This window comes from Leucobacter albus, from assembly GCF_039528015.1.
GTDB lineage: Bacteria > Actinomycetota > Actinomycetes > Actinomycetales > Microbacteriaceae > Leucobacter > Leucobacter albus.
In genome coordinates, this window is sequence record NZ_BAAAKZ010000006.1 from 21,579 (window position 1) to 43,955 (window position 22,377).

Genomic DNA, 22,377 nt, shown 5'->3' on the forward strand with positions numbered 1-22,377 from the left:
TTCCGACCGCGCCAGCATCAATCCTAGCTGGTGGCGCCTGCCGCGATCTCGCGAACCACCGCACTCAGCCCGGCAACTCCGCCGTCGCGCAGTGCTTTCACGAACACCGTTCCAACGATTGCGCCGTCGGCGTACTCGAGCGTCGAAGCGACCTGTTCGGCGTTCGAGATTCCGATGCCGACACAGGCGAGCTGATCTCCGGCCTCTCGCAGCCGCGCGGTGAGCACGCGTGCCGCCGCATCGAGTTCCGAGCGCTCCCCCGTGATACCCATCGTCGACACGGTGTACACGAACCCGGTGCTCTGCTCGGAGATCATGCGCAGCCGCTCATCGCTCGAAGTAGGGGCCGCGAGGAAGACGCGATCGAGGCCGACCCGTTCGCTCACCTCAACCCACTCGGCAGCGGCGTCTGGCGTGATGTCTGGGGTGATGAGCCCTGCACCACCGGCGGCGGCAAGGTCGCGGGCAAACCGTTCGACGCCGTACTGCACAACTGGGTTCCAGTAGGTCATCACCAGTACCGGGGCCTCGACCTCGGCAGTTACTCTGCGAATCGCTTCGAACAGCTGTGGCAGCTTAAACCCTGCCTTGAGCGCGGTTTGCGTCGCCTCCTGAATCACGAGGCCGTCCATAACCGGGTCGGAATATGGCACACCAAACTCGATGACATCGGCGCCGGCACGCGCCATCGCAATGGCGGCCTCCACGCTCGTATCGAGATCAGGGAATGCGACCGGGAGGTAACCGATCAGGGCCCCTTTTCGCTCGCGCTTCGCCCGTTCGATCGCCGCAGCAACGCGTGACTCGTTCATGCCTGCCCCTCCTCAACCGCGGCCCCATCAAGCTCAGTTCCGTCGAACAGCCCGAAGTAGCGACCCGCGGTTGCCATGTCTTTGTCGCCGCGGCCGGAGAGGCTCACGGCGATCATCGCGTCGGGGCCGAGCTCCTTGCCAATGCGGATCGCGCCCGCGAGGGCGTGCGCAGACTCGATCGCGGGAATGATGCCCTCGGTCTGGCTGAGCAGGCGCAGTGCCTGCATCGCCTCATCGTCGGTGGCGGGAATGTAGGTCGCCCGCCCAATATCGGCGAGCCAGGAGTGCTCCGGGCCCACGCCGGGGTAGTCGAGGCCCGCGGAGATGGAGTGCGATTCCACCGTCTGGCCGTCTTCGTCTTGCAGCACATACGTGCGCGCGCCGTGCAGCATGCCCGGCCGCCCTCGCTCTATCGAGGCCGCGTGGCGCTCGGTGTCGACGCCGTCTCCCGCCGCTTCAACCCCGTAGAGCGCAACGTCAGGGTCGTCGAGGAACGCATCGAACATGCCGATCGCATTCGATCCGCCGCCGACGCAGGCGATCACCGCATCGGGCAGACGCCCGTTCTTCGCAAGCAGTTGCTCGCGCGCCTCCTCCGAGATGATCTTCTGAAAGTCGCGCACCATCGCAGGGAACGGGTGCGGGCCCGCGGCCGTGCCAAAAATGTAGTTCGTGCGATCCACCGTGGCAACCCAGTCGCGGTAGGCCTCGTTGATCGCGTCTTTGAGCGTGCGCGACCCGGTCGTCACTGGAACGACCTCGGCGCCGAGCAGCCGCATGCGCGCGACGTTGAGCGCCTGGCGCTTCGTGTCGACCTCGCCCATGTAGACGACGCACTCCAGCCCGAGCAGCGCTGCCGCAGTCGCGGTTGCAACGCCGTGCTGGCCCGCTCCGGTCTCGGCAATCACGCGGGTCTTGCCGAGACGCTTCGTGAGGAGCGCCTGGCCGAGCACATTGTTGATCTTGTGGGAGCCCGTGTGATTGAGGTCTTCGCGCTTCAGAAAGACGCGAGCACCGCCGGCGTGCTCGGCGAACCGTGGCACCTCGGTGATGGGCGACGGCCGACCGGCATAGTCGCGCAGCAGATCGAGCAGCTCAGATTGAAACGCCGGGTCGGCCTTTGCCTCGGCGTATGCCGCCGTGAGCTCGTCGATCGCAGCAATCAGCGACTCGGGCATATACCGGCCACCGTAGTCGCCGAAAAACGGCCCCTGTTGATCCCGAAGACTCGCCGCTGAGGTTTGGTCTGACATTGTCGCCTTTCAGACAGAGGGGGGGGTAACGAGTTAAACGCTCAAGAACGAGGCCAGCGTCGCAATCGGGTCGTTTGTCACGAGTGCTTCGCCGACGAGAATCGCGTCGGCGCCGGCCTCGCGGTAGCGCTGCACATCGTCAATGCCGAGCACCGCAGACTCCGCCACGCGAATAACGCCTGCGGGAATCTGGTCGGCGACGCGACCGAAGAGCTCGCGGTCGAGTTCAAAGGTCGACAGGTCTCGCGCATTCACGCCGATGAGCTGTGAGCCAAGATCGACCGAACGGGCGACCTCGTCTGCCGAGTGCGCCTCGACGAGCGGAGTCATGCCAAGCTCGAGGGTGAACGCGTACAGCCGCTCGAGCGTCTCTTGCGGCAGGGCTGCGACGATAAGCAGCACGAGGTCGGCGCCAGCGGCGCGGGCCTCGAGAATCTGGTACTCCTCGCCGATGAACTCCTTGCGAAGCACCGGAATGCTCACGGCCTTACGCACCGCCTCAAGGTCATCGAGCGACCCCTTGAAGCGTCGCTCCTCGGTGAGCACGCTCACAACGCTCGCGCCGCCAGACTCGTACTGGCTCGCGAGGGCGTGGGGTTCCGCGATCTCCGCGAGATCGCCTCGGGAAGGGCTTGCGCGCTTCACCTCGGCGATCACGCGAATGCGGTCGGCCGGCGTTAGATGCTCGAGCGCATCTAACGCGGCAGGGCGCGCCAGTGCCTCCGCTTCAACAGCGGAGTACGGGCGGATTTGCCTGCGGGACTTCGCGTCCTCGAGCGAACCCTGAAAGAGCTCGGCAAGCACCGTTAGTCGTGCGACTTCGGGGTGAAGCGGGGGCCCTTAACGCCGTAGCCAGCCTTCGCGAGAATTCCGCCAAGAACGAGGCCGAGGGCGACGACTCCAACGCAGACCCACACCAGGGTGGGCATGTGCAGGAAGAAGAAAACGGTTCCAGCAGCAATGCCAATGAGCATCACCACCACTGCCGTCCATGCCGCGGGCGAATCGCCGTGACCGGGGTCTCCGTGCTGGTTACTCATGTATCTCCTCTGGCAGGTGTGCACATTCGGACGTCTCAATCTTACCGGGAACTCCCAGGTTTCAGCGAATGCTGGGTGCGTGGCGCAGCGTGTCACGCGCGCGGCGTTCGATGCTACGCGCGCGGCGCAGCATCTTCATCATCGAAATCGGTTGGGTCGTCTCCGTCGGAGAGCGCCTCCCAATCTGAGATGCGATCGCCGGTCGCAGCGCCGGCCGCGCGGTTGAGCTTCGCCTGTTCGCCAGACTCGTACTTTCGCCCGCCCTGCTTCCATCGCCCGCCAAACACGGTCACGGCAAGCCCGGCAAGCGCGAGCACGGCCCCTAGCGCGATCGTTACGGCGGGCCACACCGACACGTCGATTGACTGCACGAGGGTCGCCTGCGCCTCCCCCGAGATCCCGCTTACCGTCTCAACCTGCCCGCTCGCCCGCCTCAGCGGGTCGAGCAGGGTGCTCACTCCCTGGGCTACAAGCCCGGCGCCGAGCAGCGCAATCAGCACGCCAATGACCCGGCGAAAGCCCCTGCCCGCGATCGTCAGCACGAGGGCGGCTGCGAGCGTGGCGAGCGCGATAAGGGTGAGCGACGAGCTCGTCTCTTGACCGGTCACGGAGAGCACCTCGAGCGTTGCAGCGCCGGGCAGCAGGCGCAACTCGATCCACTGCTGCACCGAGGCGAGCAGCGCAAGTGCGCCCGCCACGACGACGAGGCCAATGAGCGGCGCCTTGCTCGACCGATTCTTCTGTGTGGTCTCAGGCATGTGCTCCGGCTTTCTTCAGCGAGTTAGCGATTGCGATCGCACGCAACGGGGCGGCAGCTTTGCTCTGGCACTCTGCGTCTTCGGTGTCTGGCACCGAGTCTGCAACGACTCCGGCACCGGCCTGCACCATCGCGACTCCGTCGCGGATCGTGGCTGTGCGAATCGCGATCGCGAGATCCGCGGCCCCACCGAGGCCGAAGTAGCCGACCACTCCCCCGTACACACCGCGCTGCACCGGCTCGAGCTCGTCGATGATCTGCAGCGCCCGCGGCTTCGGTGCACCGCTGAGCGTGCCTGCTGGGAACGTCGCCCGGAACACGTCGATCGGGTTCTGGCCCTCGCGCACCTGCCCCTCAACCGAGGAGACAATGTGCATGATGTGGCTGAAGCGTTCGATGCGCATGAACTCGGTCACCTCGACGCTGCCCGGCTCGCACACCCGCGCGAGGTCGTTGCGGGCGAGGTCGACGAGCATGAGGTGCTCGGCGCGCTCCTTCTCGTCGGCGAGCAGGTCTTTCGCGTACTGCTTGTCTTGTTCGACAGTCTCCCCGCGCGGCCGCGAGCCGGCGATGGGGTGCGTCATGACGTGCCCGTGTTCCTGCACCGTCACGAGCGCCTCGGGGCTCGAACCGACGACCGAGAACGGAACGCCCTCGTTGTCTTCGAGCTGCACGAGGTACAGAAAGGGGCTCGGGTTCAGGTGCCTGAGCACCCGGTACACGTCGAGCGGGTCTGCCGTGCACTCCTGGTCGAAGCGCTGGGAGGGGACGACCTGGAAGATGTCGCCGTCGACAATGTACTGCTTCGCGGTCTCGACCGTCGCCATGTACTCGGGGGTCGTCGTGAGGCGCGTCGCGTTCGGCAGCGCCTCACGATCGAGCACACCGAGCGGTGACGGCGTTGGCGCGGCGAGCGCCTGCTGGAGCGCGTCGAGCCGGCGCTGCGCGTCGGCCCACTGCTCGTCAGCGCTCGGCAGATCGCTACCGCCCTCACCGTCTTCAGCCGCACCGCCTTCGAGCGCGCGGTCGTTGAGCACATTGGCGATCAGGGTCACGGCGCCCTCGCGGTGGTCGATCACCACGAGCTCGGAGACAAAGCTCAGGCCCTGCGTCGGCAGGCCCGTGCTCACCGGCGGTGGCGAGTCGAGCCGCTCAAACTGGCGCACCGTCTCCCAGCCCAGGTAGCCGACGAAGCCACTCGCGAGCGGCGGCAGGCCAGGAACCTGCGGCGCCTTCCAGCGCTCGTAGGCGGCGCGCAGCGCCTCGACGGGCTGCAGCGCGGACACGCCGCCGGGCAGCAGACGGTCCTCATCGAGCGCGACGCCGCTGTCACCAGGCGCATCACCGGCGCCGAGGGAGTGCGCGCTCGGGGTCCACTGGGCGCGGCCGTCGCGCTCGCCGAGCACACCAAAGCTTCCCGCGCCGACGAAGCTGAACCTCGTCCACACGCCCCCCTGCTCGGCCGACTCGAGCAGGAAGGTGCCGACGCGAGAGCCCGCGACCTTCCGGTAGATGCTCACTGGCGTGTCGGCGTCGGCGAAAATCTCGCGGCGAACTGGGATGACGGCGTGCGCGAGACGTTCTGCTTCGAACTCGGCGCGGGTGGTGGTGTTGCTCACTGTCTCAGCCTATCTCTCACTCCCGGAGGGAACCCTGCGGTCGGCCCGCCGCCTGCGCCGCGATCGTGCGGCACGGGCGGAACGGACCCCCGCGTCACTATGTGGCGTTCGGCTCACCGACGACGGCGGGCAGGTCTCGCCCGTCGAAGCAGGTGCGGCTGCCCGTGTGGCAGGCGGCACCGAGCTGCACGACGCGAACGAGCAGCGTGTCGCCGTCGCAGTCGCTCGCGACCGAGCGCACGTACTGGCGGTGACCGGAGGTGTCGCCCTTGCGCCAGTATTCGCCGCGCGAACGCGACCAGTACGTCACGCGCCCGGTGGTGAGCGTGCGGCGAACCGCCTCCGCGTCCATCCACGCGAGCATGAGCACGTCGCCCGATTCGTCGTCTTGCACAATCGCGGGAAGCAGGTCGTTCTCGCCGAACTTCAGCTCGGTAATCGCGGCCTCGACCGCGGAGCCATCTGCCGGTACCCCGGCTGCCGGGGTGCCATCTGCCGGGGTACCGGCTGCCGGAGTGTCGGCTGCCGCGCCGGTCATGCTGTCGCTCCCGGTTGCCCGAGGCGCACCGTGTGCCCAGCTTCAGCGAGCGCGTGCTTCACGTCGCCAATCGTGAATTTGCCGTAGTGGAAGACGGAGGCCGCGAGCACCGCGTCGGCGCCGGCGTCGACGGCGGGGGCGAAGTGCTCGAGCTCGCCGGCTCCGCCCGACGCGATCACGGGCACGCTCGCGAGCTCACGCACCCGGCGCACGAGCTCGAGGTCGAAGCCGTCTTGCGTGCCGTCGGCATCCATGGAGTTCACGAGGAGCTCGCCCGCGCCACGATCCACCGCTTCCTTGCACCACTCGAGCGCGTCGAGCTCGGTCTCGCGCTTGCCGCCGTGCGTCGTCACGACGAAGCCGCTCGGCGTCTTGTCGCTGCGCTTCACGTCGAGCGACAGCACGATGACCTGCGCGCCGAAGCGATCGGCGATCTCGCCGATCACCGCGGGGCGGGCGATCGCCCCCGAGTTGATGCCGACCTTATCGGCGCCGACCTCGAGCAGCCGCGCGACATCGTCGACCTCTCGCACGCCGCCGCCGACGGTGAGCGGGATGAAGACCTGCTCGGCCGTGCGCCGCACCACGTCGTAGGTTGTCGAACGGCCGTCGACCGTGGCGGTGACGTCGAGAAACGTCAGCTCGTCTGCGCCCTGATCGGCGTACTTCGCGGCGAGCTCCACCGGATCCCCCGCATCCTGCAGGTTCAAGAAGTTCACACCCTTCACGACGCGGCCACCGGCGACGTCGAGGCAGGGAATCACACGTACTGCAACGGACATATTCTGCTCCCTCTAGCTTCTGCGCGAACGACTACAGGCGCGCGGCGTGGATCGCGGTCACGAGTATGGCGCGGGCGCCGAGGTCGTAGAGCCGATCCATGATCGTGTTCGCGTCGTCAGACGGCACCATCACGCGCACCGCGACCCACTCCTCGTCGCGCAGCGGCGACACTGTGGGCGACTCGATGCCGCCGGCAACGGCGATGGCGTCGTCGAGGTGCGCCACCGGGAGGTCGTAGTCCATGATCACGAACTTGCGGGCGACGAGCACGCCGCGCAGGCGCCGCATGAGGCGCTCCATGCCGGGGTGCTGGCTCGGGCCACCGATGAGCACCGCGGTCGAGTCAAGAATGACGGGGCCGAAGATTTCGAGGCCGGCCGCGCGCAGCGTGGCGCCCGTCGACACGACGTCGGCGACCGCGTCGGCGACGCCCAGCTGCACCGCCGACTCCACGGCGCCGTCGAGCTTCACGGTCACCGCTTCGACGCCGTGCTTGCGCAGGAAGGTGTCGACGAGCAGCGGGTAGCTCGTCGCAACGCGCTTACCCTGCAGGTCGGTCAGCTCTTTGATCGTGCCGTCGGCCGGGGACGCGAAGCGGAAGGTCGAATCGGCGAAGTCGAGCTCTGCGATCTCGTGCGCTTCGGAGCCCGAGTCGAGCAGCAGGTCACGGCCCGTGATGCCGACATCGAGCGCGCCGGAGCCCACGTACGTTGCGATATCGCGGGGGCGGAGGTAGAAGAACTCGACGTCGTTCTTCGGGTCAGCGTGAACGAGCTTGCGGGCGTCCTTGCGGCCGGAATAGCCGGCCTCGGCGAGCATCTCGGCAGCGATCTCAGAGAGCGAGCCCTTGTTCGGAACTGCAATGCGCAGCATGTGGAATTTCCTTCCATTGTGGCCGCAGCACGCGTGTGTGATTCGGCCGAGTGAGTTGTAAGGTCAGCGAAACGCGCCAACGCGGGGCTCAAGCCGAGCGTCGACGCTACAGATGCGTGTACACGTCTTCGAGGGTCATGCCCTTGGCGAGCATGAGCACCTGAAGGTGGTACAGCAACTGGCTGATCTCCTCGGCGCAGGCTTCTTGCGACTCGTACTCGGCCGCCATCCACACTTCTGCCGCTTCTTCGACGATCTTCTTGCCGATCGAATGCACGCCAGCATCCAGCCGGGCGACAGTGTCGCTGCCTTCGGGCCGCGATGCGGCCTTCTCGGCGAGCTCGGCGAAGAGCGTGTCGAAGGTTTTCACCCGTTCAGCCTAGCAGGGCTCAGGGCGGAGCGTTGCCACGGGCCACACGAACCGCGCTCACGCGCCGGGCGGATCCGAGCGCCCTCGGGGCCGTCATCCGGCCTCCGACGCACACAGCGCTCGCGGGCGACCCGGCGCGTCGCGGCTGGCGGCTGGCGGCTGGCGGCTGGCGGCTGGCGGCTGGCGCAGCATGAGGCACCATCGGCAGGCCCGGGCCGAGCCTCTGGCCAGCGGAATGGGCCGGGCGGTATTGCCCAGCCCCCAGCCCGTAACCCTGGCCCGCTACGATGTCGCCATGGTTGAACTGCCCACGCCGACCGAGCGCGGCGAAGGCACCCCGCGCCGCGGCACGACCGGCGAAGTGTTCCTCGCTTTCCTGAGGCTCGGGCTCACCTCGTTTGGTGGCCCGACGGCACACCTCGGATTCTTCCGCTCCGAGTTTGTTGAGCGGCGCGGCTGGGTGACCGATCGCGAGTATGCCAATCTCGTCGCGCTCTGCCAGGTGCTCCCTGGGCCGGCATCGAGTCAAGTGGGGTTTGCGCTCGGGCTCAGGCGCGCCGGAGCGCTGGGAGGGCTCGCTGCCTTCATCGCGTTCACGCTACCTTCGGCCGTCGCACTCCTTGCCTTCGCCTACGGAGCGACAACTCTCGAAGGCCCCCTCTGGCGCGGGGCACTCGCTGGCCTCGGGGTCGCTGCCGTCGCCATCGTTGCGCACGCAGTCCTCGGCATGGCGCGCAGCCTGACCCCCGACCTCCGTCGCGCCGGCATCGCGTGCACAGCCGCCGCTGCCGCACTCCTGTTCCCCGGGGTCGTCGGGCAACTCCTCGCGATCGCGCTCGGCGCAACCGGCGGAGCGCTCACGTGTCGGGCGATCGCACGGCAAGAGGCCGCCGGTCGGGTGGGCGAGCGTGCCTGGGCGTCGCGTTCACCGCGGATCCCACGCAGATCATTCGTCTGCCTCGCAACGCTCGGAACGCTGCTCGTCGCAGCGCCACTGCTGGCCCGCACCACCGGCGCAGGCTGGCTGGCGCTCGTCGACGCGAATCTGCGCGCCGGCTCGCTCGTGTTCGGTGGCGGTCACGTCGTGCTGCCGCTGCTCCACGCCGAGCTCGTCACTCCCGGCTGGGTGACCGAGACCGATTTCGCTGCGGGCTATGCGGCAGCTCAGGCGGTGCCCGGCCCACTGTTCACCTTCGCAGGCTACCTCGGAGCGCTCTCGGGCGTCGGGCCAGGTGGCGCGGCTGGCGCGGCCCTCGCGCTCGTGGCGATCTTCACGCCGGGGCTCCTGCTCGTCGCGGCCATCGCGCCCGTGTGGTCTCGGCTCTCGGCCGCGCCCGGGGCCGCCGCGGTGCTGCTCGGCATCAACGCCGCCGTCGTCGGCATCCTCGCCGCAGCCCTCTACCGCCCGATCATCACATCGGCCATCACGGGGCTCTGGCCGCTGCTACTCGCCCTCGCGTGCTTCGCTCTGTTGCAGTGGCCGCGGGTGCCGGCGTGGGCCGTCGTTGCGGTCGGGGCGGGTGCCGGGGTCGTCGGGGCGGCCGCCGGGGCGTTCGGCTAGGCGCTCTCGCCCCTGCCGCTGTCACGGTAGGCCCGCGCATAGGCGCACACGCGAGGCACCAGAGCACACGTTATTCACCAGAGCACACGCTATTTAGGCGAGACAACGTGTGCGCCGGTGAATAACGTGTGCTTTGGCGGGAGATCCGCTCGCCAGCATGCTCAAGCCACGATCCAAGCGCAACTCCCCTGAGTGCGTCGCAAGCCGACGCGCAACTAGAACTAGGCGTGCCGTCCGCGGGCACCTTCCGCGGCTTCGGGGTTCGCGCCAGCGCTGCGGGCGACTGCCTGCTCGAGCCGTTCGAGCTTGCTGTCGATCTCGCCCTCACGCCCGGGGCGAATGTCAGCCTTCATCACGAGCGATACCCGCGAACCGAACGGAATGACCGCCTCGGTTGCACGCTTCACGACATCGAACACCTCGTCCCACTCGCCTTCGATCTCGGTGAACATGCTGCTCGTGCGGTGCGGCAGACCCGATTCCCGCACCACGCGGACGGCCTCGGCCACCGCCTCTACTACCGATCCGTCGGGGCTTACTTCGCCACCACTCGGTGCAACCGAAAACGCGAGAATCACTGCCGGGTCCTTTCATCGCTGACGCATACCCAAACAAGGCTATCGGTGAAGCATGCCAGAACGATCAGCACCCGGCAGCACCTGGCAGCACCCGGCAGCAGATGCGCCCGCGCGAGAACCCCGCTACTTGTGCTTGATGGCCGCGATCGTGCCCGTACCCACCGAGCACAGGTATTCCTCGCCGTCGCTGCGTGCGAAGATTTCGACAAGCGTGACCGCCTTCGCCGAGGCCTGCGCCTGCACTGTCGCACGAGTGATCAGCGTGTCCCCCTGGGCGGGCCGCAGGTAGTTCACTGCGACATCTGCCGTGAGCACGTTGCCGCCGAGCACCTGGCCTCCGGCGAACGTGAGCGCGTTGTCGGCAAGGTAAGCCTGCACGCCGCCGTGCACGAAGCCGTGCTGCTGCAGAAACTCGGGTCGCACGTCGAGCTCAAGGGTCACCCCCGACGTGTCCCAGCGAGTCAGGCGGGCGCCGAGGAATCTGCTAAACGGTTGCGCATCGAGAATCTGCTGCGCTTGCTGAAGTTCGACGTCGCCCATCTGACACCCCTGTCGCTAGCGGACCGGGCCGGTTCCCGGTCAGATCGCCGCCAGGCTAACACTCGCGCATGCGCCCGGGGTGAGCGGGCGCCGCTGCCCTCGGCCCCCAGATGAGGTGCTGCACCCAGGTCATCGCGCGGAACGTGAGGGTGGCGATGAGCCCTGCGAGCCCGCCCATGCCGATCGCGGTGGCGATGGGCTTGAGCCTGGCGGCGCGTACCTGCCAGCGCGATCGCGCGCGCCCGGTCACGGAGCGCCCCCGAACCCTGCGGGAGCCGCGCTGCGCAGATCCGCCGCATCATGTGGCCGGGAGCTCGCGGCGTCGACGAGCGCGACCGCGATGGGGTGCGGCTCCCGCCCCGCGGGGACGGCAAGGACGAGCCGCCTGGCGCGCGGTTCGACGATGGGCCGCATGATCACGCCGTCGGGCACGAGGCCGCGCCCGAGCGTAGGCACGAGCGACACCCCGAAGCCGCGCTCGACCATCGCAAACATCGTGCTCATCTCGCGCACCCGGTGCCGGGCGACAAAGTCGAGCCCGGCCGCCTCGTACATGCTGCGCACATACGTTTCGCAGCCGCCCGTTGTGACGACCATGCCGTCTTCGGCGAGCTCGTCGAGTGGGATGGCCGGCACGTCGGCGAGTGGGTGGTCGGGGCGGATCACCGCGGCGAACTCATCGATTGCAACGAGCTTGGCCCCCTCGGGTATGCCGTCGGGGTCGACGAGCACCGCTGCATCGACGAAGCCGTTCTCGAGCCATACGGGCATCTCATCGTCGTCCCCCTCGATCACCTCAACCCTCACACCGGGAAGTGCCCCCTGCCACTGCTCAAGGAGTTCCGGCACGAGGCCCTGGCAGACCGTTGGCACGGCCCCGAGCCGCACCGTGCCGGTGAGCGACAGGTCTCCCCGTGCGGCGATCTCGACGCCTTCGATCGCGGCAATCGCGGTGCGCGCGTGCGGGAGGATCCGCGCGCCGAGCGCCGTGGGATTCAGCGGCGCCTCGCGCGTCACCACGGCACCGCCGAGCTCGCGTTCAAGCGACGCGAGCGCATGGGATACGGCGGACTGACTGATGCCGAGCGTGTGGGCGGCTGCGGTGAATGAGCCGGTGTCGACGACAGCGACGAGCGCGCGGAGGTGCTGGGCGGTGATCTTCATGCATTCTCCTCATAAGGCCATGAGCTACATGCATTTGATTCATATCAGCTCGATTTCTAAGCTAAACCACATGCTGCAGCCACGCAAGGAATCGCTCACGGTGTTCGCCTACGCTGCGCTCGCGCTGCTGTGGGGCTCAAGCTTTCTGTTCATCAAGCTCGGGCTCACCGGGCTCTCCCCTGGCCAGGTCGCGCTCGGCAGGCTCGCGCTCGGCGCCCTCACGCTCGTGACCATCATGACGCTCACCCGCAGGTCGTGGCCGCGAGATGGGAAACTCTGGCTGCACATGATCGTCATCGGCGGCACCCTCTGCACGATCCCGTTCACGCTCTTCGCGTGGGCCGAGACCCAGGTACCCAGCACCGTCGCGAGCATCTTCAACGCGACGACGCCGATCATGACACTGCTACTCACACCGCTGATCATCCCCGCGGAGCGACTGTCCAAGGCAAAGACGATCGGTCTCGTGATCGGCATCGCCGGCGTCGCCGTACTCGTCGGCCCGTGGCGGCTCCTCACCGACGGCGAAAGCATCTCACTACCCGGCGTGCTCGCGTGCCTCGCGGCAACAACCTGCTACGGGTTCGGCGGCCTCTACATGCGCAGGTTCCTGGCGCACTCAGGGCTTGACTCCGTGACCGCTGCGGCAATGCAACTCGTCGTCGCGACAGGTCTCGCGCTCGTTGCCGCACCGTTAGCGTCCGTCGGCGAGATCACCCTCACCCCCACCGTCGTGCTCGCGATGCTCGCGCTCGGCGTGCTCGGCAGCGGCATCGCCTACATCTGGTACACGAGCATCATCCGAGCGTGGGGCGCCGCCCGCGCATCGACGGTCACCTACCTCACGCCGGTGGTTGGCGTCACCTTCGGTGTCCTCTTCCTCGGAGAACCGGTGCACTGGAACGAGCCCGTCGGTGGCCTCATCGTCATCCTCGGCATCCTCGCGAGTCAGGGCCTGTTCGAGCGCGGGCACACCACGGCGATTGCAGAGCCGGCACCCGCCGCGCGTCGCTAATCAGCCGTCGGCAGCAGATAGACCTTGCGTAGCGCCTCGTGCACGACCCACGTTGTTTGCATCCCCGCGGCCAGCCGCCCGAGGGAACCAGGCTGCAGTTCAAGCACCGTGTCGCGCTGCGCAGGGTCAGCGGCGTGAATTGTCACTGTGGCGCGCCCGGTCAGCACGACGAAGCACTCATCGGCCTCGGTATCGACGGCGGTGCCAGCGGTCATTTCCCACACGCCAATGGCGAGGCCGGGCCCGGCGGCCACGTCACGGGACCCGGCGGCCGGTGTTCCGGCGCGAACCTCGTCTGCCGGCAACGGCGACATCGGGAGTTCGAGGTCGAGCACGTTGACGACGGATCCCGCGGCGAGGGCAGCTGAGGCTGGTTCGGGTTCTGGATGCTGCATGGTGTGTCCTTTACTGCCGACGGTTGCGACGTTGCCAACCGCTGCGGCCGGTGGGCGGGGCGCTAAGCCTCCGCGGGTGGTGTGGGGGTGCCCGAGTCTCCCACTCCCCACCCGTAGGCGAGTTTGTAGGCCTCAAGCACAAAGAAGGTTTCGGTATGCACGATGCCGTCGACGGTCGGAAGGACCTCGTGCAGAAACTCGGTGTAGTGGGCGACGTCGCGGCACACGACCTCGACCATCACGTCGAAGGGCCCGGTGGTGAGCACGACGTAGCTCGTCTCGGCGCGCTTGGAGAGCTCCTCGCAGACCTGCCGAGCCTTTCCGATCTCGCACTTCAGGCCGATCAGGGCGAGCCTGTCGAAGCCGATGCGCAGCGGGTCAGCAACGCCAACGATCTGCAGCGTGCCGGTCTCTTCGAGCCGTTGCACCCGATACCTGACAGATGACGCCGGAACCCCGGTCTCCTCCGAGATGTCCTTGAAGGAGCGGCGCCCGTCTTGCTGCAGGATCGCGATGAGCCGCCGGTCGATGTCATCAAGGTCGGGCATCATGGGGACTCCTTCGCGGCGAGGTGCAAGTATTCACAATCTACCAACGGCGAGCGTGGCGGGGCGCCGTGGCACCCCGCCACGCTCGCAAATGGGGCTACGCGCCGATGTGGATCACGCCGGTGCGCAGGTAGGTCATGTCGTGCAGCGTGTACATGCCGCCGATGCGGCCCCAGCCGGTGCCCTTGCCGCCGGCACCGCCGAACGGCATGTTGACGTCCCACCAGCCGTTAGAGTCGTTGACCACGACCTGGCCGACCTCCATCTCTTCCATGAAGCGGAATGCCTTCGAGAGGTTTTCGGTGAAGACGGCACCCTGGAGCCCCAGCGGGTCGTCGTTTGCGATGCGCAGCGCGTCGTCGTCATCCTCGGCCACGATGATCGGGAGGACTGGCCCGAAGGACTCCTCGCGCGACAGCAGGCTGTCGGTCGTGACGTTGTCGACGACGGTGAACTCGTAGTAGAGGTCGGTCGGCTGGCCCTCGCGGCGACCGCCGCCAAGCAGAATGTCGAGGCCGCGCTCGCGTGCGTCTGCCATGTGGCGATCCATCTTTGCCGCGACACCCTCGTTGTTCAGCGGACCGAGGTTTGTGTTCGGGTCGAACGGGTCACCGAGCACGACGGTCTTCGAGTACTCGAGCACTGCCGCGACGAACTGCTCGTGCACGTCCCTGTGAACGATCACACGCTCGGTCGCACAGCACACCTGGCCCGCGCAGTAGAACGCACCGTCAACGGCGGCCTTCGCCGCACGCTCGATGTTCGCGTCGGCGAGCACGACGACGGGGCCGTTGCCCGACGCCTCGATGAGGAGCGGCTTGAGACCTGCGCTCGCCTGGATCTTCGTGGCGGTCGCGGAGGATCCGATGAAACCGACAGCGTCGATGCCCGGGTGCGACACGAGGGCGGCACCGAACTCGCCCTCACCGGGCAGCACGGAGACGAGCCCGTTCGGCACGCCCGCCTCGACGAGCGCGTCCATCGCGGCGAGGACAGTGAGCGGCGTGTTCGTCGGCGGCTTCACGACGTGCGCGTTACCGGTCGCAAGGCCCGGAGCAACGAACTCCGCGAACATCAGCAGCGGGAAGTTCCACGGCGTGATGATGCCGAAGACACCGATCGGCGCGCGCTGGGTGATCTGGCGCTTTTGGATGTCGTTCGAGGGAAGCGTCTCGCCGTACAGGCGCACGGCGTCTTCAGCGTGGAGGTGGAACAGCTGCGCCGCTTCCTTGACGTCTGCGAGTGATTCCTCGTATGGCTTGCCCTGCTCGAGGGACTGCAGGCGTGCGAGCTCTTCAACGCGGGATTCGAGCGCGGTGCCGACCCGGTGGCAGATCTCGGCGCGCGCGAACACGCCGAGCTTGCGCCAGGCCGCCTTTGCTTCGTGCGCTTTCGCGACGGCAAGGTCGAGGTCTGCGGTCGTCGGAACCGGGATCGACGCGATCTTCTCGCCCGTCGACGGGCTGAAGATGTCGGCGCGCTCGGTCGACGCACCGTCGGTGAACTCACCGGCGATGAATAGCTGTGTCCGAGTCGGCTCTGGCAGGGAACTCATAGCGATACCTCCGTGTATCAGTAACTGCAATGTTGCATGCCCACCATATGGCACGATTCACGAATGAGCAAACCTTGCGGGTTAAAAGTTGCTTTGAACACAATTTAGTCGCACAGAATTGACTATTACAGCAAATGGGTGCACGATGCATCTTGACCATTTGATTCGGGGGCACACCCCGATAACAACGGAGTTGTTATGACAGAGACACACGCGGCAGAGCAGAGCCCGCCCAACGACCCAAGAAGATGCGCTGGTTCGACGGCTTCACGATGTCAGTGACGATGCCAGCGGCCCACAGTCTCACTGAGCCAGCCAACTCAGTGTTTGCCCGGTCAACGCCGGGCCCTCCCGGCTCCGACCCGCTGCTCTCCCGGCGGGCCGGGGCACACTCCACCAACGAAAAGGAACACGCATGACCACCTACGAGCGCGCCGAGGCCGCCGTCTCTGCGGAGCGCATCAACGCCGCCCTCGCGAACACTCAGCGCGAGCCATACTGGCTTGACACGGACGAGCGCCCGGAGGCGCTGCCGCCCGCGAGAGGCGCGCTCGACACCGATCTGCTCGTCGTCGGCGGCGGTTACACGGGGCTCTGGACTGCGCTGCTTGCGAAGGAGCGCGACCCCGGGCGCCGAGTGACCCTGGTCGAGGGGCAGCGGATCGGCTGGGCTGCCTCGGGCCGCAACGGCGGCTTCTGCGAGGCGAGCCTCACACACGGCGCGAGTAACGGCGAACGACACCTCCCGAAGGAGACCGCGCGGCTGCACGAGCTCGGGCTCGAGAACATCCGCGAGTTTGGCGAGACGGTTCGCCGCTACAACATGGACTGTGATTGGAGTGAGACAGGGGTGCTGCGCGTCGCGTCGGAGCCCTACCAGGACGCGATCCTCAGGGAAGACGCAGCGAGCGACCCCGACGCCGTCTACTTTGATGCTGCCGCCGTGAAGGCCGAGGTGAACTCCCCCGTGTACCACGGCGGGCTCTGGGAGCGCGAGGGCAACGTGCTCGTGCACCCCGCCAAGCTCGCCTGGGAGCTCAGGCGCGTCTGCCTCGAGCTCGGCGTCGAGATGTACGAGCACACGCAGGCGACGGGTCTCGACGTGACGCCCGCTGCAGTGACGCTCACGACCGACGGCGATGCGACCATTCGCGCGCAGCGCGTCGCGCTCGCGACGAACGTGTTCCCGAACCTGCTCAAGCGGGCTCGCCCCTACACGGTCCCCGTCTGGGACTACGCCCTCATGAGCAACCCTCTCACCTCCGAACAGTCTGCGGCGCTCGGTTGGGCAAACGATCAGGGCCTCGCCGACATGAACAACCGGTTCCACTACATCCGCAAGACTCGCGGAGCCGATGGTCTCGAACGAATCCTCTTCGGCGGCTATGACGCGCTCTACCACTACGGCAAGGGTCTCAACGAGGAGTACTACAACAGCGAGCCAACCTACCGGCGGCTCGTCGCACACTTCTACGAGACCTTCCCGGTGCTCGGAGACATTGGGTTCAGCCACGCGTGGGGCGGCGCGATCGACTCATGCAGCCGCTTCTTCTCGTTCTTCACGCGGGCGCACCAAGACCGCGTGGTCTCGGCGACGGGGTTCACCGGGCTCGGCGTGGGTGCGACGCGGTTCGGTGCAAACGTCATCCTCGACCTGCTCGACGGGCTGAAGACCGAACGCACCGAGCTCGACCTCGTGAAAAAGAAGCCGATTCCGTTTCCGCCCGAGCCCATCGCGGCGCTCGGCGTGAAGATCACGACCGCCGAGATGGCGCGCTCAGACCGGCGCGAGGGCAAGCGCGGGCTCTGGCTCAGCACGATGGACGCGGTCGGCATGGGCTTCGATTCGTAACTGACAAACACTATCCTCGGGGTGGGCCCCCTCGGCGCCCACCCCGTCATCAGAAGGGCACTCATGCACTGGGCACTGCTTGCCGCCGCTATCGCACTCGAAGTATTCGCAACGTCGATGCTGAAGCTGTCGGATGGCTTCACGAAACTCTGGCCAACCGTCGCGGTGCTCGCCGGGTACGCCTGCTCGTTCTACCTGCTTTCGCGGGTGTTGCTGACAATGCCCGTGGGCACAGCGTACGCGATCTGGTCAGCGGCGGGGACGGTGCTGGTTGTCGGCATCGGCTTCGTCGCCTACCACGAGAGACTCACGGCGCTACAGCTCGTGGGGGTCGTGCTCACGATCACCGGAGTTGTGCTGCTCAACGTCGGCGGCCAGGCCCACGGGTCGCCCGAACCGGCCGGCGAGCCCGGCCCCACGGCTGCCACTGCCGCTTCGCTCGAGCCCTAGTGGCTGTGCTTGGCCGCGGCCGCCCGCAGGTCAGCGATCCGCTCCTCGGGCACCCCACCGTAGACGGCCGAGCCCGCGACGAAGGTGTCGGCGCCCGCCTCAGCGGCGACACCAATCGTGTCGACCGTGATGCCGCCGTCGACCTGCAGCCAGACGTCGAGGCCGTGCTTGGATCGAGCCTCAGCGAAGCGGCGAAGCTTCGGCATCATGTCGGGCATGAACGACTGGCCGCCGAACCCGGGCTCGACGGTCATCACGAGCACCTGGTCAAACTCGGGCAGCAGCTCGAGGTAGGGCTCCGGGTCGGTGCCGGGCTTGAGCGCGATACCGGCGCGCGCGCCGATGTCGCGGATCTTCCGGGCGAGAGCGACCGGATCCGTCGACGCCTCGGCGTGGAACGTCACCGAGAACACACCCAGCTCTGCGTAGCCGGGAGCCCAGCGGTCGGCGTCCGAGATCATGAGGTGCATGTCGAGCGGGATCGGCGACACCGCCTGAATCCGCTCGACGATGGGCGGGCCCATCGTGAGGTTCGGCACGAAGTGATTGTCCATCACGTCGACGTGCACGAGATCCGCTGAGCGGATGGCCTCGAGCTCTGCCTGGAGGTTCACGAAGTCGGCTGACAGGATGCTGGGGTTAATGCGCTGCGCGGTCACCCTCAAAGCCTACGTGATCGCGAGCGCTTCCCCGAGCACCGGCGCAACGTGCGGCGGCTGGATCGGCGACCGGCCTAGACTGTTCGCATGAGCAGCCCCCTCGAGCCAACTGACCCGCAGCCCGCGCAGCACGGCGAGAACGGGCGACCCCCATCTCAGCAGCAACCTGCGGGCCAACAGCCGACAGTGCGCTATCTGCCGCCAGCCGGTGCAGGCCAGTTCCCGCCGCCGGCGCCCGGCTACCCGCAGCAGCCCCACCCGCAGCACCCGCTGCAGCCCCACTCGCAGCACCCGCACCAGCCGCCGCACCCGCAGCACCCGCCACAGTACCGCCCGGCGCCCAAGCGAGGCCTATCGGCCGGCGCAATTGTCGGCATTGTTGCCGGCGCGCTCGCCCTGTTGCTGGCTGCCGGCGTTGCGCTGTTCTTCGCCGCGCGACCGAGCACGGCACCACCGCGCAACGCGGCGCAGGCGGTCGCAGCGGTGGAGGGCTTTCTCGAGGCCGTTGCGGCCAGCGACGCACGCGCCGCCCAGCAATACACGTCATCGTTCTATCAGAACGATCTGCTCACCGACGCCGTGCTTGAGCGCTCGAACGAGCTCGCCCCCATCACCGCTATCGAGGTCTCAGACGAGGCGCGGCGCGGTGACTCCGCCGACCAGACGCTCGTCTCCGCAGCGTTCAAGGTCGGCGGCACGACCGAGCGCCGCACCTATCGCGTGTCTTCGTACGGCAATGACACTCCTGAGATCTACGACGCGCTCGAGCGTATTCACCCGTTCGGGTTTACCGGGCTTGACGCAACGATCAACGGGGTTCCGATTCAAGATGAGAGCTACGCCGTGTTTCCCGGTACGTATGAACTCACGCTCGCCAATGATCTCTTCGCAGTGGGATCGATAGACCTCGACGAAGGCGAAGCTCAGACGACCGGAAAACCCTTCACCGTGGTGAACAGCAAAGACGCAGAGCAGATGTCGTACCTCGAGGCCAGGCTCTCAGACAAGGGCACCCGACTGTTTCGCGAGCTCGTGACGGCAGCGGTGGCGGAGTGCGTTGCCATGACGACGCTCGCAACCCCCTGCGGCCTCGACGTGAGTGAGGATTTTACGGGCAGCGCCCAGCCCATCGACGGCACCGTGCAGCGCACCATCACACCTACGGGCGCGAAGGAGCTCGCGGCGTTCGAGCCGCGGCCCGACTACGAATACCCCACACTGGTAACCGCCTACCTCTTCGTCGACATCGACACGTCCGTCGAGGTTTCGGAGGGCAACGACCCCGCGACCAGGGAGCGGGCCTACGGCTCAGATCTACTCAGCCCGTTCGTCGATTTCTCAGAAGAGACGCCCTCGGTCGTCTGGCACTGACCCGCTCACGCGGCGGCGCTACTCCCTACTGAGCAGCGAGACGAACATCGCGTCAGTGTCGTGCCGGTGCGGCCACAGCTGGGCGCTGAGGTGGTCGCCCGGCAGTTCGAGCGACTCACCCAGCCGCGACGCCGCCCGCACCGCGCGCTTCGCGTCGAGCTCACGCAGGCCTGAATGGCGCTTCAGCGCCCGATCCACACCGACGCGGGTCTCTGCGAGGTGCGGCGAGCACGTGACATACGCGAGCACCCCGCCCGGCTTCAGGTGCGCGACGGCCGCGTCGATGAGCTCGCTCTGCAGCGCGGTGAGCTCTGGCAGGTCGCTCGGCTGCTTCCGCCAGCGCGCCTCGGGCCGCCGCCGGAGCGCGCCGAGGCCGGAGCACGGCGCGTCGACGAGAATCCGGTCGTACAGCTCGTGCGTGTCGCGCCCGCAGCCAAACGCCTCGTGGTCGCGGCCGTCGTGGCTGACGACCTTGACGACGCCGGGCGCGACAGCGTCGACGCCCGTCACCGAGTCGCGCACGAGATCCGCGCGGTGATCCGACACCTCGTTCGCGCGGACCGTTGCACTCTCCACCGCCGCTTCGGCCGCGAGAATCGCCGTCTTCCCGCCGGGGCCCGCGCAGAGGTCGAGCCAGCGCTCCCCCTCCGCCACCGGCGTCGCACGCACCAGCGCGAGAGCGGCGAGCTGGGAGCCCTGGTCCTGCACCCGCAACAGCCCGCTCGGGATCCCGGCACGCTCCTCGGCGCCCGCAATCGCGCGGCCGGGGTCGCCGCCGGTGAGCTCGAGCCCAATCACCGATGGGCCGACCGCGTCGATCGCGTCGGGTTCGACGAGCGCGAGTTCCTCAGCCGTGATGCCGGCGCCCTCAAGGAGTGCGAGATTCACGCGCGGCGAGGCGTTGTCTGCCTCGAGCAGCGCTTCGAGTTCGGCGTCGCGTCCCTCGGCACGGAGCGCGTCGCGCAGCGCGCGAACGACCCATGCCGGGTGCGAGGTGCGCACAGCGAGCGCGTCATCGGGGCCCTTCGCGGTGTCGGCGATCCGCGCATCCCACTCCTCGTTCGTCGAACGCCCGATCTCGCGCAGCACGCCGTTGACGAAGCCCGCCGCGCGCTCGTTGCCTACGAGTCGCTGCAACTCCACGCTCTCGTGCACGGCGGCGTGCGCCGCGGTGCGCATCGACAGCAGCTGGTGCGCGCCGATGCGCAGTACGTTCAGCGTGCGAGGGTCGATCTCGTCGGCCGGGCGGTTCGCCGCGAGCTCGATGACGCGGTCGAGCCGGCCAAGCGCACGCAGCGTGCCGGCGGCGAGCTCGGTCGCGAGCGCCGCGTCGCGGCCATCGAGCCTCGCCTCGCGAATGCGGGCGGCAAGCGCCAGGTTCGCATAGGCGTCGCGCTCGACGACATCGCGCAGCACGTCGTAGGCGACGATACGGGCGCCCGAGATGCGGGGCCGGCGCTGACGCTGACCGCCCGCAACGGATCCACCGCCGCGCTGGTTGCCACCGCGCGGGTTCCCGCCGCGCTGGTTGCCGCCGCGGTTGCCTCCGCGCTGGTTGCCACCGCGCTGGTTTCCGCCGCCGTTGCCGCCGCTGCGTGAACGGGAGCCGTTCTCGTTCGATCGATCGCTCACGCGAGCTCCGCCTTTCCGTCGCGGCCGCGCAACCAGGCGGCTCCGTCCATCGCGGGCTTTCCAGCCGGTTGCACGCGAGCAAGTTCGAGCGCGCCCTCAGCGCACCCGATCACCGCGCGCTTCGCGACGAGGCGAGCCTCGCCCGGGGCGAGATCTGCCGGGAGGTCACGCCCGAGATCCCCGCCGAACGGGCGCAGCTCGGTGAGCTTCACCGGATCCCCGTCGAGCAGCGCGTAGGCGCCGGGTTCGGGCGTCACGCCAGCCCAGTGCGCGAGCGCGGCCTCCGCGGTGAGACCGTCGCCGAAGGTCATGAGCCCGTCTTCGCGCGAGAGCTTGTGCGCGTACGTGTCGTCGCCGACCTGCGGCTCGCCGGCAGCCGGGTTCGCGGCGAGCATCTCTATGGCGCGCAGGAGCGCGTCGGTGCCCGATCCCGACAGCTCGGTGAGCGCTGCCCCCGCGGAAGTGCCCGGCTCGAACACTGTCGCGTCGCGGGTGAGGACGTCGCCGGCGTCGAGCGCTGCCACGAGCCGGAACACGGTGACGCCGAGCTCCTGCTCGCCCGCCATAAGCGCGCGCTGCACGGGAGCGGCGCCCCGCCACCTCGGCAGGTCGGAAAAGTGCAGGTTGATCCACCCGAGCGTTGGGCCTGACAGCAGCGGCTCGCGGATGAGGCCGCCGTAGGCGACGATGACCCCGAGCTCTGGGGCGCGCTCGGCAACCCACGCGGTCTCTGCCTCGCCGAGTCGGTTCGCTTTGAGCGTCTCGATGCCAAGCTCAGCTGCAGCCTGCGCGACCGGCGAGGGGGTGAGCACGCGCTTGCGCCCGAGCGGCGCGTCCTCGCGGGTGATGACGCCGACAATCTCGTGCCCGGCGGCGGCGATGGCCCTGAGGCTCGGGACGGCGAACTCGGGGGTTCCGGCAAACACGATACGCATCCGTCTATTCTCGCACCCCCGCGGTGTCGCCGTGTGCCCCGTGACTGTGTGCCGCAGGGCTGGGTGCTGCCGGGCTG

The 22,377-nt window shown here is 67.9% G+C and carries 24 protein-coding genes and 1 pseudogene; 5 read left to right on the forward strand and 20 right to left on the reverse strand.

What is annotated here, in order from left to right; all coding sequences use genetic code 11:
- Positions 1–23: 23 nt before the first annotated feature.
- From trpA to ABD115_RS08265, 10 genes are all read right to left on the reverse strand, one after another.
- Positions 24–812, reverse strand: coding sequence for a tryptophan synthase subunit alpha (trpA, locus tag ABD115_RS08220; RefSeq protein ID WP_343960130.1), 789 nt, complete (start codon positions 810–812; stop codon positions 24–26).
- On the reverse strand, positions 809–2,065 hold the full coding sequence (gene trpB, locus ABD115_RS08225) for a tryptophan synthase subunit beta (RefSeq protein ID WP_343960132.1): 1,257 nt from the start codon (positions 2,063–2,065) through the stop codon (positions 809–811). The genes trpA and trpB overlap by 4 nt, the downstream gene beginning before the upstream one ends.
- Before the next feature lie 33 nt (positions 2,066–2,098).
- On the reverse strand, positions 2,099–2,869 hold the full coding sequence (gene trpC, locus ABD115_RS08230; RefSeq protein ID WP_343960134.1) for an indole-3-glycerol phosphate synthase TrpC: 771 nt from the start codon (positions 2,867–2,869) through the stop codon (positions 2,099–2,101).
- A gap of 2 nt (positions 2,870–2,871) precedes the next feature.
- Entirely contained in the window at positions 2,872–3,105 is a 234-nt protein-coding gene (locus tag ABD115_RS08235; RefSeq protein WP_343960136.1) for a DUF6704 family protein, read from the reverse strand.
- Between the two features lie 113 nt (positions 3,106–3,218).
- Entirely contained in the window at positions 3,219–3,863 is a 645-nt protein-coding gene (locus tag ABD115_RS08240) for a Trp biosynthesis-associated membrane protein (protein WP_343960138.1), read from the reverse strand.
- Positions 3,856–5,481: an anthranilate synthase component I gene (locus ABD115_RS08245; protein WP_343960140.1), complete on the reverse strand. Its 1,626-nt coding sequence runs from the start codon at positions 5,479–5,481 to the stop codon at positions 3,856–3,858. The genes ABD115_RS08240 and ABD115_RS08245 overlap by 8 nt, the downstream gene beginning before the upstream one ends.
- Positions 5,482–5,578: 97 nt before the next feature.
- Positions 5,579–6,019, reverse strand: a complete 441-nt coding sequence (gene hisI / locus ABD115_RS08250; RefSeq protein ID WP_343960142.1) for a phosphoribosyl-AMP cyclohydrolase — start codon at positions 6,017–6,019, stop codon at positions 5,579–5,581.
- On the reverse strand, positions 6,016–6,801 hold the full coding sequence (gene hisF, locus ABD115_RS08255) for an imidazole glycerol phosphate synthase subunit HisF (RefSeq protein ID WP_343960144.1): 786 nt from the start codon (positions 6,799–6,801) through the stop codon (positions 6,016–6,018). Before hisF ends, hisI begins: the two co-directional genes overlap by 4 nt.
- Positions 6,802–6,832: 31 nt before the next feature.
- Positions 6,833–7,675, reverse strand: a complete 843-nt coding sequence (gene hisG / locus ABD115_RS08260) for an ATP phosphoribosyltransferase (RefSeq protein ID WP_343960146.1) — start codon at positions 7,673–7,675, stop codon at positions 6,833–6,835.
- 106 nt (positions 7,676–7,781) lie between these two features.
- A complete protein-coding gene (locus ABD115_RS08265) occupies positions 7,782–8,045 on the reverse strand; it encodes a phosphoribosyl-ATP diphosphatase (RefSeq protein ID WP_121078427.1) in 264 nt (87 codons plus the stop codon).
- Positions 8,046–8,340: 295 nt separating this feature from the next.
- Between ABD115_RS08265 and chrA the strand changes: the two genes are divergently transcribed.
- Positions 8,341–9,606, forward strand: a complete 1,266-nt coding sequence (gene chrA, locus ABD115_RS08270) for a chromate efflux transporter (RefSeq protein ID WP_343960148.1) — start codon at positions 8,341–8,343, stop codon at positions 9,604–9,606.
- A 353-nt stretch (positions 9,607–9,959) separates the two neighbouring features.
- Here the strand turns inward: chrA and ABD115_RS16615 are convergent.
- From ABD115_RS16615 to ABD115_RS08290, 4 genes and pseudogenes are all read right to left on the reverse strand, one after another.
- A pseudogene (locus ABD115_RS16615) lies at positions 9,960–10,184 on the reverse strand (thiamine-binding protein); the annotation flags it as partial.
- 123 nt (positions 10,185–10,307) lie between these two features.
- On the reverse strand, positions 10,308–10,724 hold the full coding sequence (locus tag ABD115_RS08280; protein ID WP_343960153.1) for a PaaI family thioesterase: 417 nt from the start codon (positions 10,722–10,724) through the stop codon (positions 10,308–10,310).
- A 55-nt stretch (positions 10,725–10,779) separates the two neighbouring features.
- Entirely contained in the window at positions 10,780–10,974 is a 195-nt protein-coding gene (locus ABD115_RS08285) for a hypothetical protein (protein ID WP_343960155.1), read from the reverse strand.
- Positions 10,971–11,888 (reverse strand): LysR family transcriptional regulator, encoded by a 918-nt coding sequence (locus ABD115_RS08290; protein WP_343960157.1) that lies wholly within the window; start codon positions 11,886–11,888, stop codon positions 10,971–10,973. Before ABD115_RS08290 ends, ABD115_RS08285 begins: the two co-directional genes overlap by 4 nt.
- A gap of 70 nt (positions 11,889–11,958) precedes the next feature.
- On the opposite strand from ABD115_RS08290, the gene ABD115_RS08295 reads away from it, so the two are divergent.
- Positions 11,959–12,903, forward strand: coding sequence for a DMT family transporter (locus ABD115_RS08295; protein ID WP_343960159.1), 945 nt, complete (start codon positions 11,959–11,961; stop codon positions 12,901–12,903).
- On the opposite strand, the gene ABD115_RS08300 is transcribed toward ABD115_RS08295, so the two are convergent.
- The 3 genes from ABD115_RS08300 to ABD115_RS08310 form a co-directional block, all read right to left on the reverse strand.
- A complete protein-coding gene (locus tag ABD115_RS08300; RefSeq protein WP_343960161.1) occupies positions 12,900–13,298 on the reverse strand; it encodes a cupin domain-containing protein in 399 nt (132 codons plus the stop codon). The two genes, ABD115_RS08295 and ABD115_RS08300, sit on opposite strands and share 4 nt — an antisense overlap.
- A 62-nt stretch (positions 13,299–13,360) precedes the next feature.
- Positions 13,361–13,849 (reverse strand): Lrp/AsnC family transcriptional regulator, encoded by a 489-nt coding sequence (locus ABD115_RS08305; protein ID WP_343960163.1) that lies wholly within the window; start codon positions 13,847–13,849, stop codon positions 13,361–13,363.
- 94 nt (positions 13,850–13,943) lie between these two features.
- Positions 13,944–15,401, reverse strand: coding sequence for an aldehyde dehydrogenase family protein (locus ABD115_RS08310; RefSeq protein WP_343960165.1), 1,458 nt, complete (start codon positions 15,399–15,401; stop codon positions 13,944–13,946).
- Between the two features lie 415 nt (positions 15,402–15,816).
- On the opposite strand from ABD115_RS08310, the gene ABD115_RS08315 reads away from it, so the two are divergent.
- Positions 15,817–17,253, forward strand: a complete 1,437-nt coding sequence (locus ABD115_RS08315) for an NAD(P)/FAD-dependent oxidoreductase (RefSeq protein WP_343960167.1) — start codon at positions 15,817–15,819, stop codon at positions 17,251–17,253.
- A gap of 63 nt (positions 17,254–17,316) precedes the next feature.
- Positions 17,317–17,703 (forward strand): DMT family transporter, encoded by a 387-nt coding sequence (locus ABD115_RS08320; protein WP_343960169.1) that lies wholly within the window; start codon positions 17,317–17,319, stop codon positions 17,701–17,703.
- Here the strand turns inward: ABD115_RS08320 and rpe are convergent.
- Positions 17,700–18,362, reverse strand: a complete 663-nt coding sequence (gene rpe / locus ABD115_RS08325) for a ribulose-phosphate 3-epimerase (RefSeq protein WP_343960171.1) — start codon at positions 18,360–18,362, stop codon at positions 17,700–17,702. The two genes, ABD115_RS08320 and rpe, sit on opposite strands and share 4 nt — an antisense overlap.
- Before the next feature lie 87 nt (positions 18,363–18,449).
- Between rpe and ABD115_RS08330 the strand changes: the two genes are divergently transcribed.
- Positions 18,450–19,733 (forward strand): hypothetical protein, encoded by a 1,284-nt coding sequence (locus ABD115_RS08330; protein ID WP_343960173.1) that lies wholly within the window; start codon positions 18,450–18,452, stop codon positions 19,731–19,733.
- Positions 19,734–19,751: 18 nt separating this feature from the next.
- On the opposite strand, the gene ABD115_RS08335 is transcribed toward ABD115_RS08330, so the two are convergent.
- Both ABD115_RS08335 and ABD115_RS08340 read right to left on the reverse strand, forming a co-directional pair.
- Entirely contained in the window at positions 19,752–21,365 is a 1,614-nt protein-coding gene (locus tag ABD115_RS08335) for an RsmB/NOP family class I SAM-dependent RNA methyltransferase (protein ID WP_343960176.1), read from the reverse strand.
- On the reverse strand, positions 21,362–22,300 hold the full coding sequence (locus ABD115_RS08340; RefSeq protein WP_343960179.1) for a methionyl-tRNA formyltransferase: 939 nt from the start codon (positions 22,298–22,300) through the stop codon (positions 21,362–21,364). Before ABD115_RS08340 ends, ABD115_RS08335 begins: the two co-directional genes overlap by 4 nt.
- Between the last annotated feature and the right edge of the window lie 77 nt (positions 22,301–22,377).

Bases quoted from the DNA above. Each gene is read 5' to 3' on its own strand.
- trpA (WP_343960130.1), bottom strand. From the start codon at position 812: ATGAACGAGTCACGCGTTGCTGCGGCGATCGAACGGGCGAAGCGCGAG.
- trpB (WP_343960132.1), bottom strand. From the start codon at position 2,065: ATGTCAGACCAAACCTCAGCGGCGAGTCTTCGGGATCAACAGGGGCCG.
- ABD115_RS08235 (WP_343960136.1), bottom strand. From the start codon at position 3,105: ATGAGTAACCAGCACGGAGACCCCGGTCACGGCGATTCGCCCGCGGCA.
- ABD115_RS08240 (WP_343960138.1), bottom strand. From the start codon at position 3,863: ATGCCTGAGACCACACAGAAGAATCGGTCGAGCAAGGCGCCGCTCATT.
- hisI (WP_343960142.1), bottom strand. From the start codon at position 6,019: ATGACCGGCGCGGCAGCCGACACTCCGGCAGCCGGTACCCCGGCAGAT.
- hisF (WP_343960144.1), bottom strand. From the start codon at position 6,801: ATGTCCGTTGCAGTACGTGTGATTCCCTGCCTCGACGTCGCCGGTGGC.
- hisG (WP_343960146.1), bottom strand. From the start codon at position 7,675: ATGCTGCGCATTGCAGTTCCGAACAAGGGCTCGCTCTCTGAGATCGCT.
- chrA (WP_343960148.1), top strand. From the start codon at position 8,341: ATGGTTGAACTGCCCACGCCGACCGAGCGCGGCGAAGGCACCCCGCGC.
- ABD115_RS08280 (WP_343960153.1), bottom strand. From the start codon at position 10,724: ATGGGCGACGTCGAACTTCAGCAAGCGCAGCAGATTCTCGATGCGCAA.
- ABD115_RS08290 (WP_343960157.1), bottom strand. From the start codon at position 11,888: ATGAAGATCACCGCCCAGCACCTCCGCGCGCTCGTCGCTGTCGTCGAC.
- ABD115_RS08295 (WP_343960159.1), top strand. From the start codon at position 11,959: ATGCTGCAGCCACGCAAGGAATCGCTCACGGTGTTCGCCTACGCTGCG.
- ABD115_RS08300 (WP_343960161.1), bottom strand. From the start codon at position 13,298: ATGCAGCATCCAGAACCCGAACCAGCCTCAGCTGCCCTCGCCGCGGGA.
- ABD115_RS08305 (WP_343960163.1), bottom strand. From the start codon at position 13,849: ATGATGCCCGACCTTGATGACATCGACCGGCGGCTCATCGCGATCCTG.
- ABD115_RS08310 (WP_343960165.1), bottom strand. From the start codon at position 15,401: ATGAGTTCCCTGCCAGAGCCGACTCGGACACAGCTATTCATCGCCGGT.
- ABD115_RS08315 (WP_343960167.1), top strand. From the start codon at position 15,817: ATGACCACCTACGAGCGCGCCGAGGCCGCCGTCTCTGCGGAGCGCATC.
- ABD115_RS08320 (WP_343960169.1), top strand. From the start codon at position 17,317: ATGCACTGGGCACTGCTTGCCGCCGCTATCGCACTCGAAGTATTCGCA.
- ABD115_RS08330 (WP_343960173.1), top strand. From the start codon at position 18,450: ATGAGCAGCCCCCTCGAGCCAACTGACCCGCAGCCCGCGCAGCACGGC.
- ABD115_RS08340 (WP_343960179.1), bottom strand. From the start codon at position 22,300: ATGCGTATCGTGTTTGCCGGAACCCCCGAGTTCGCCGTCCCGAGCCTC.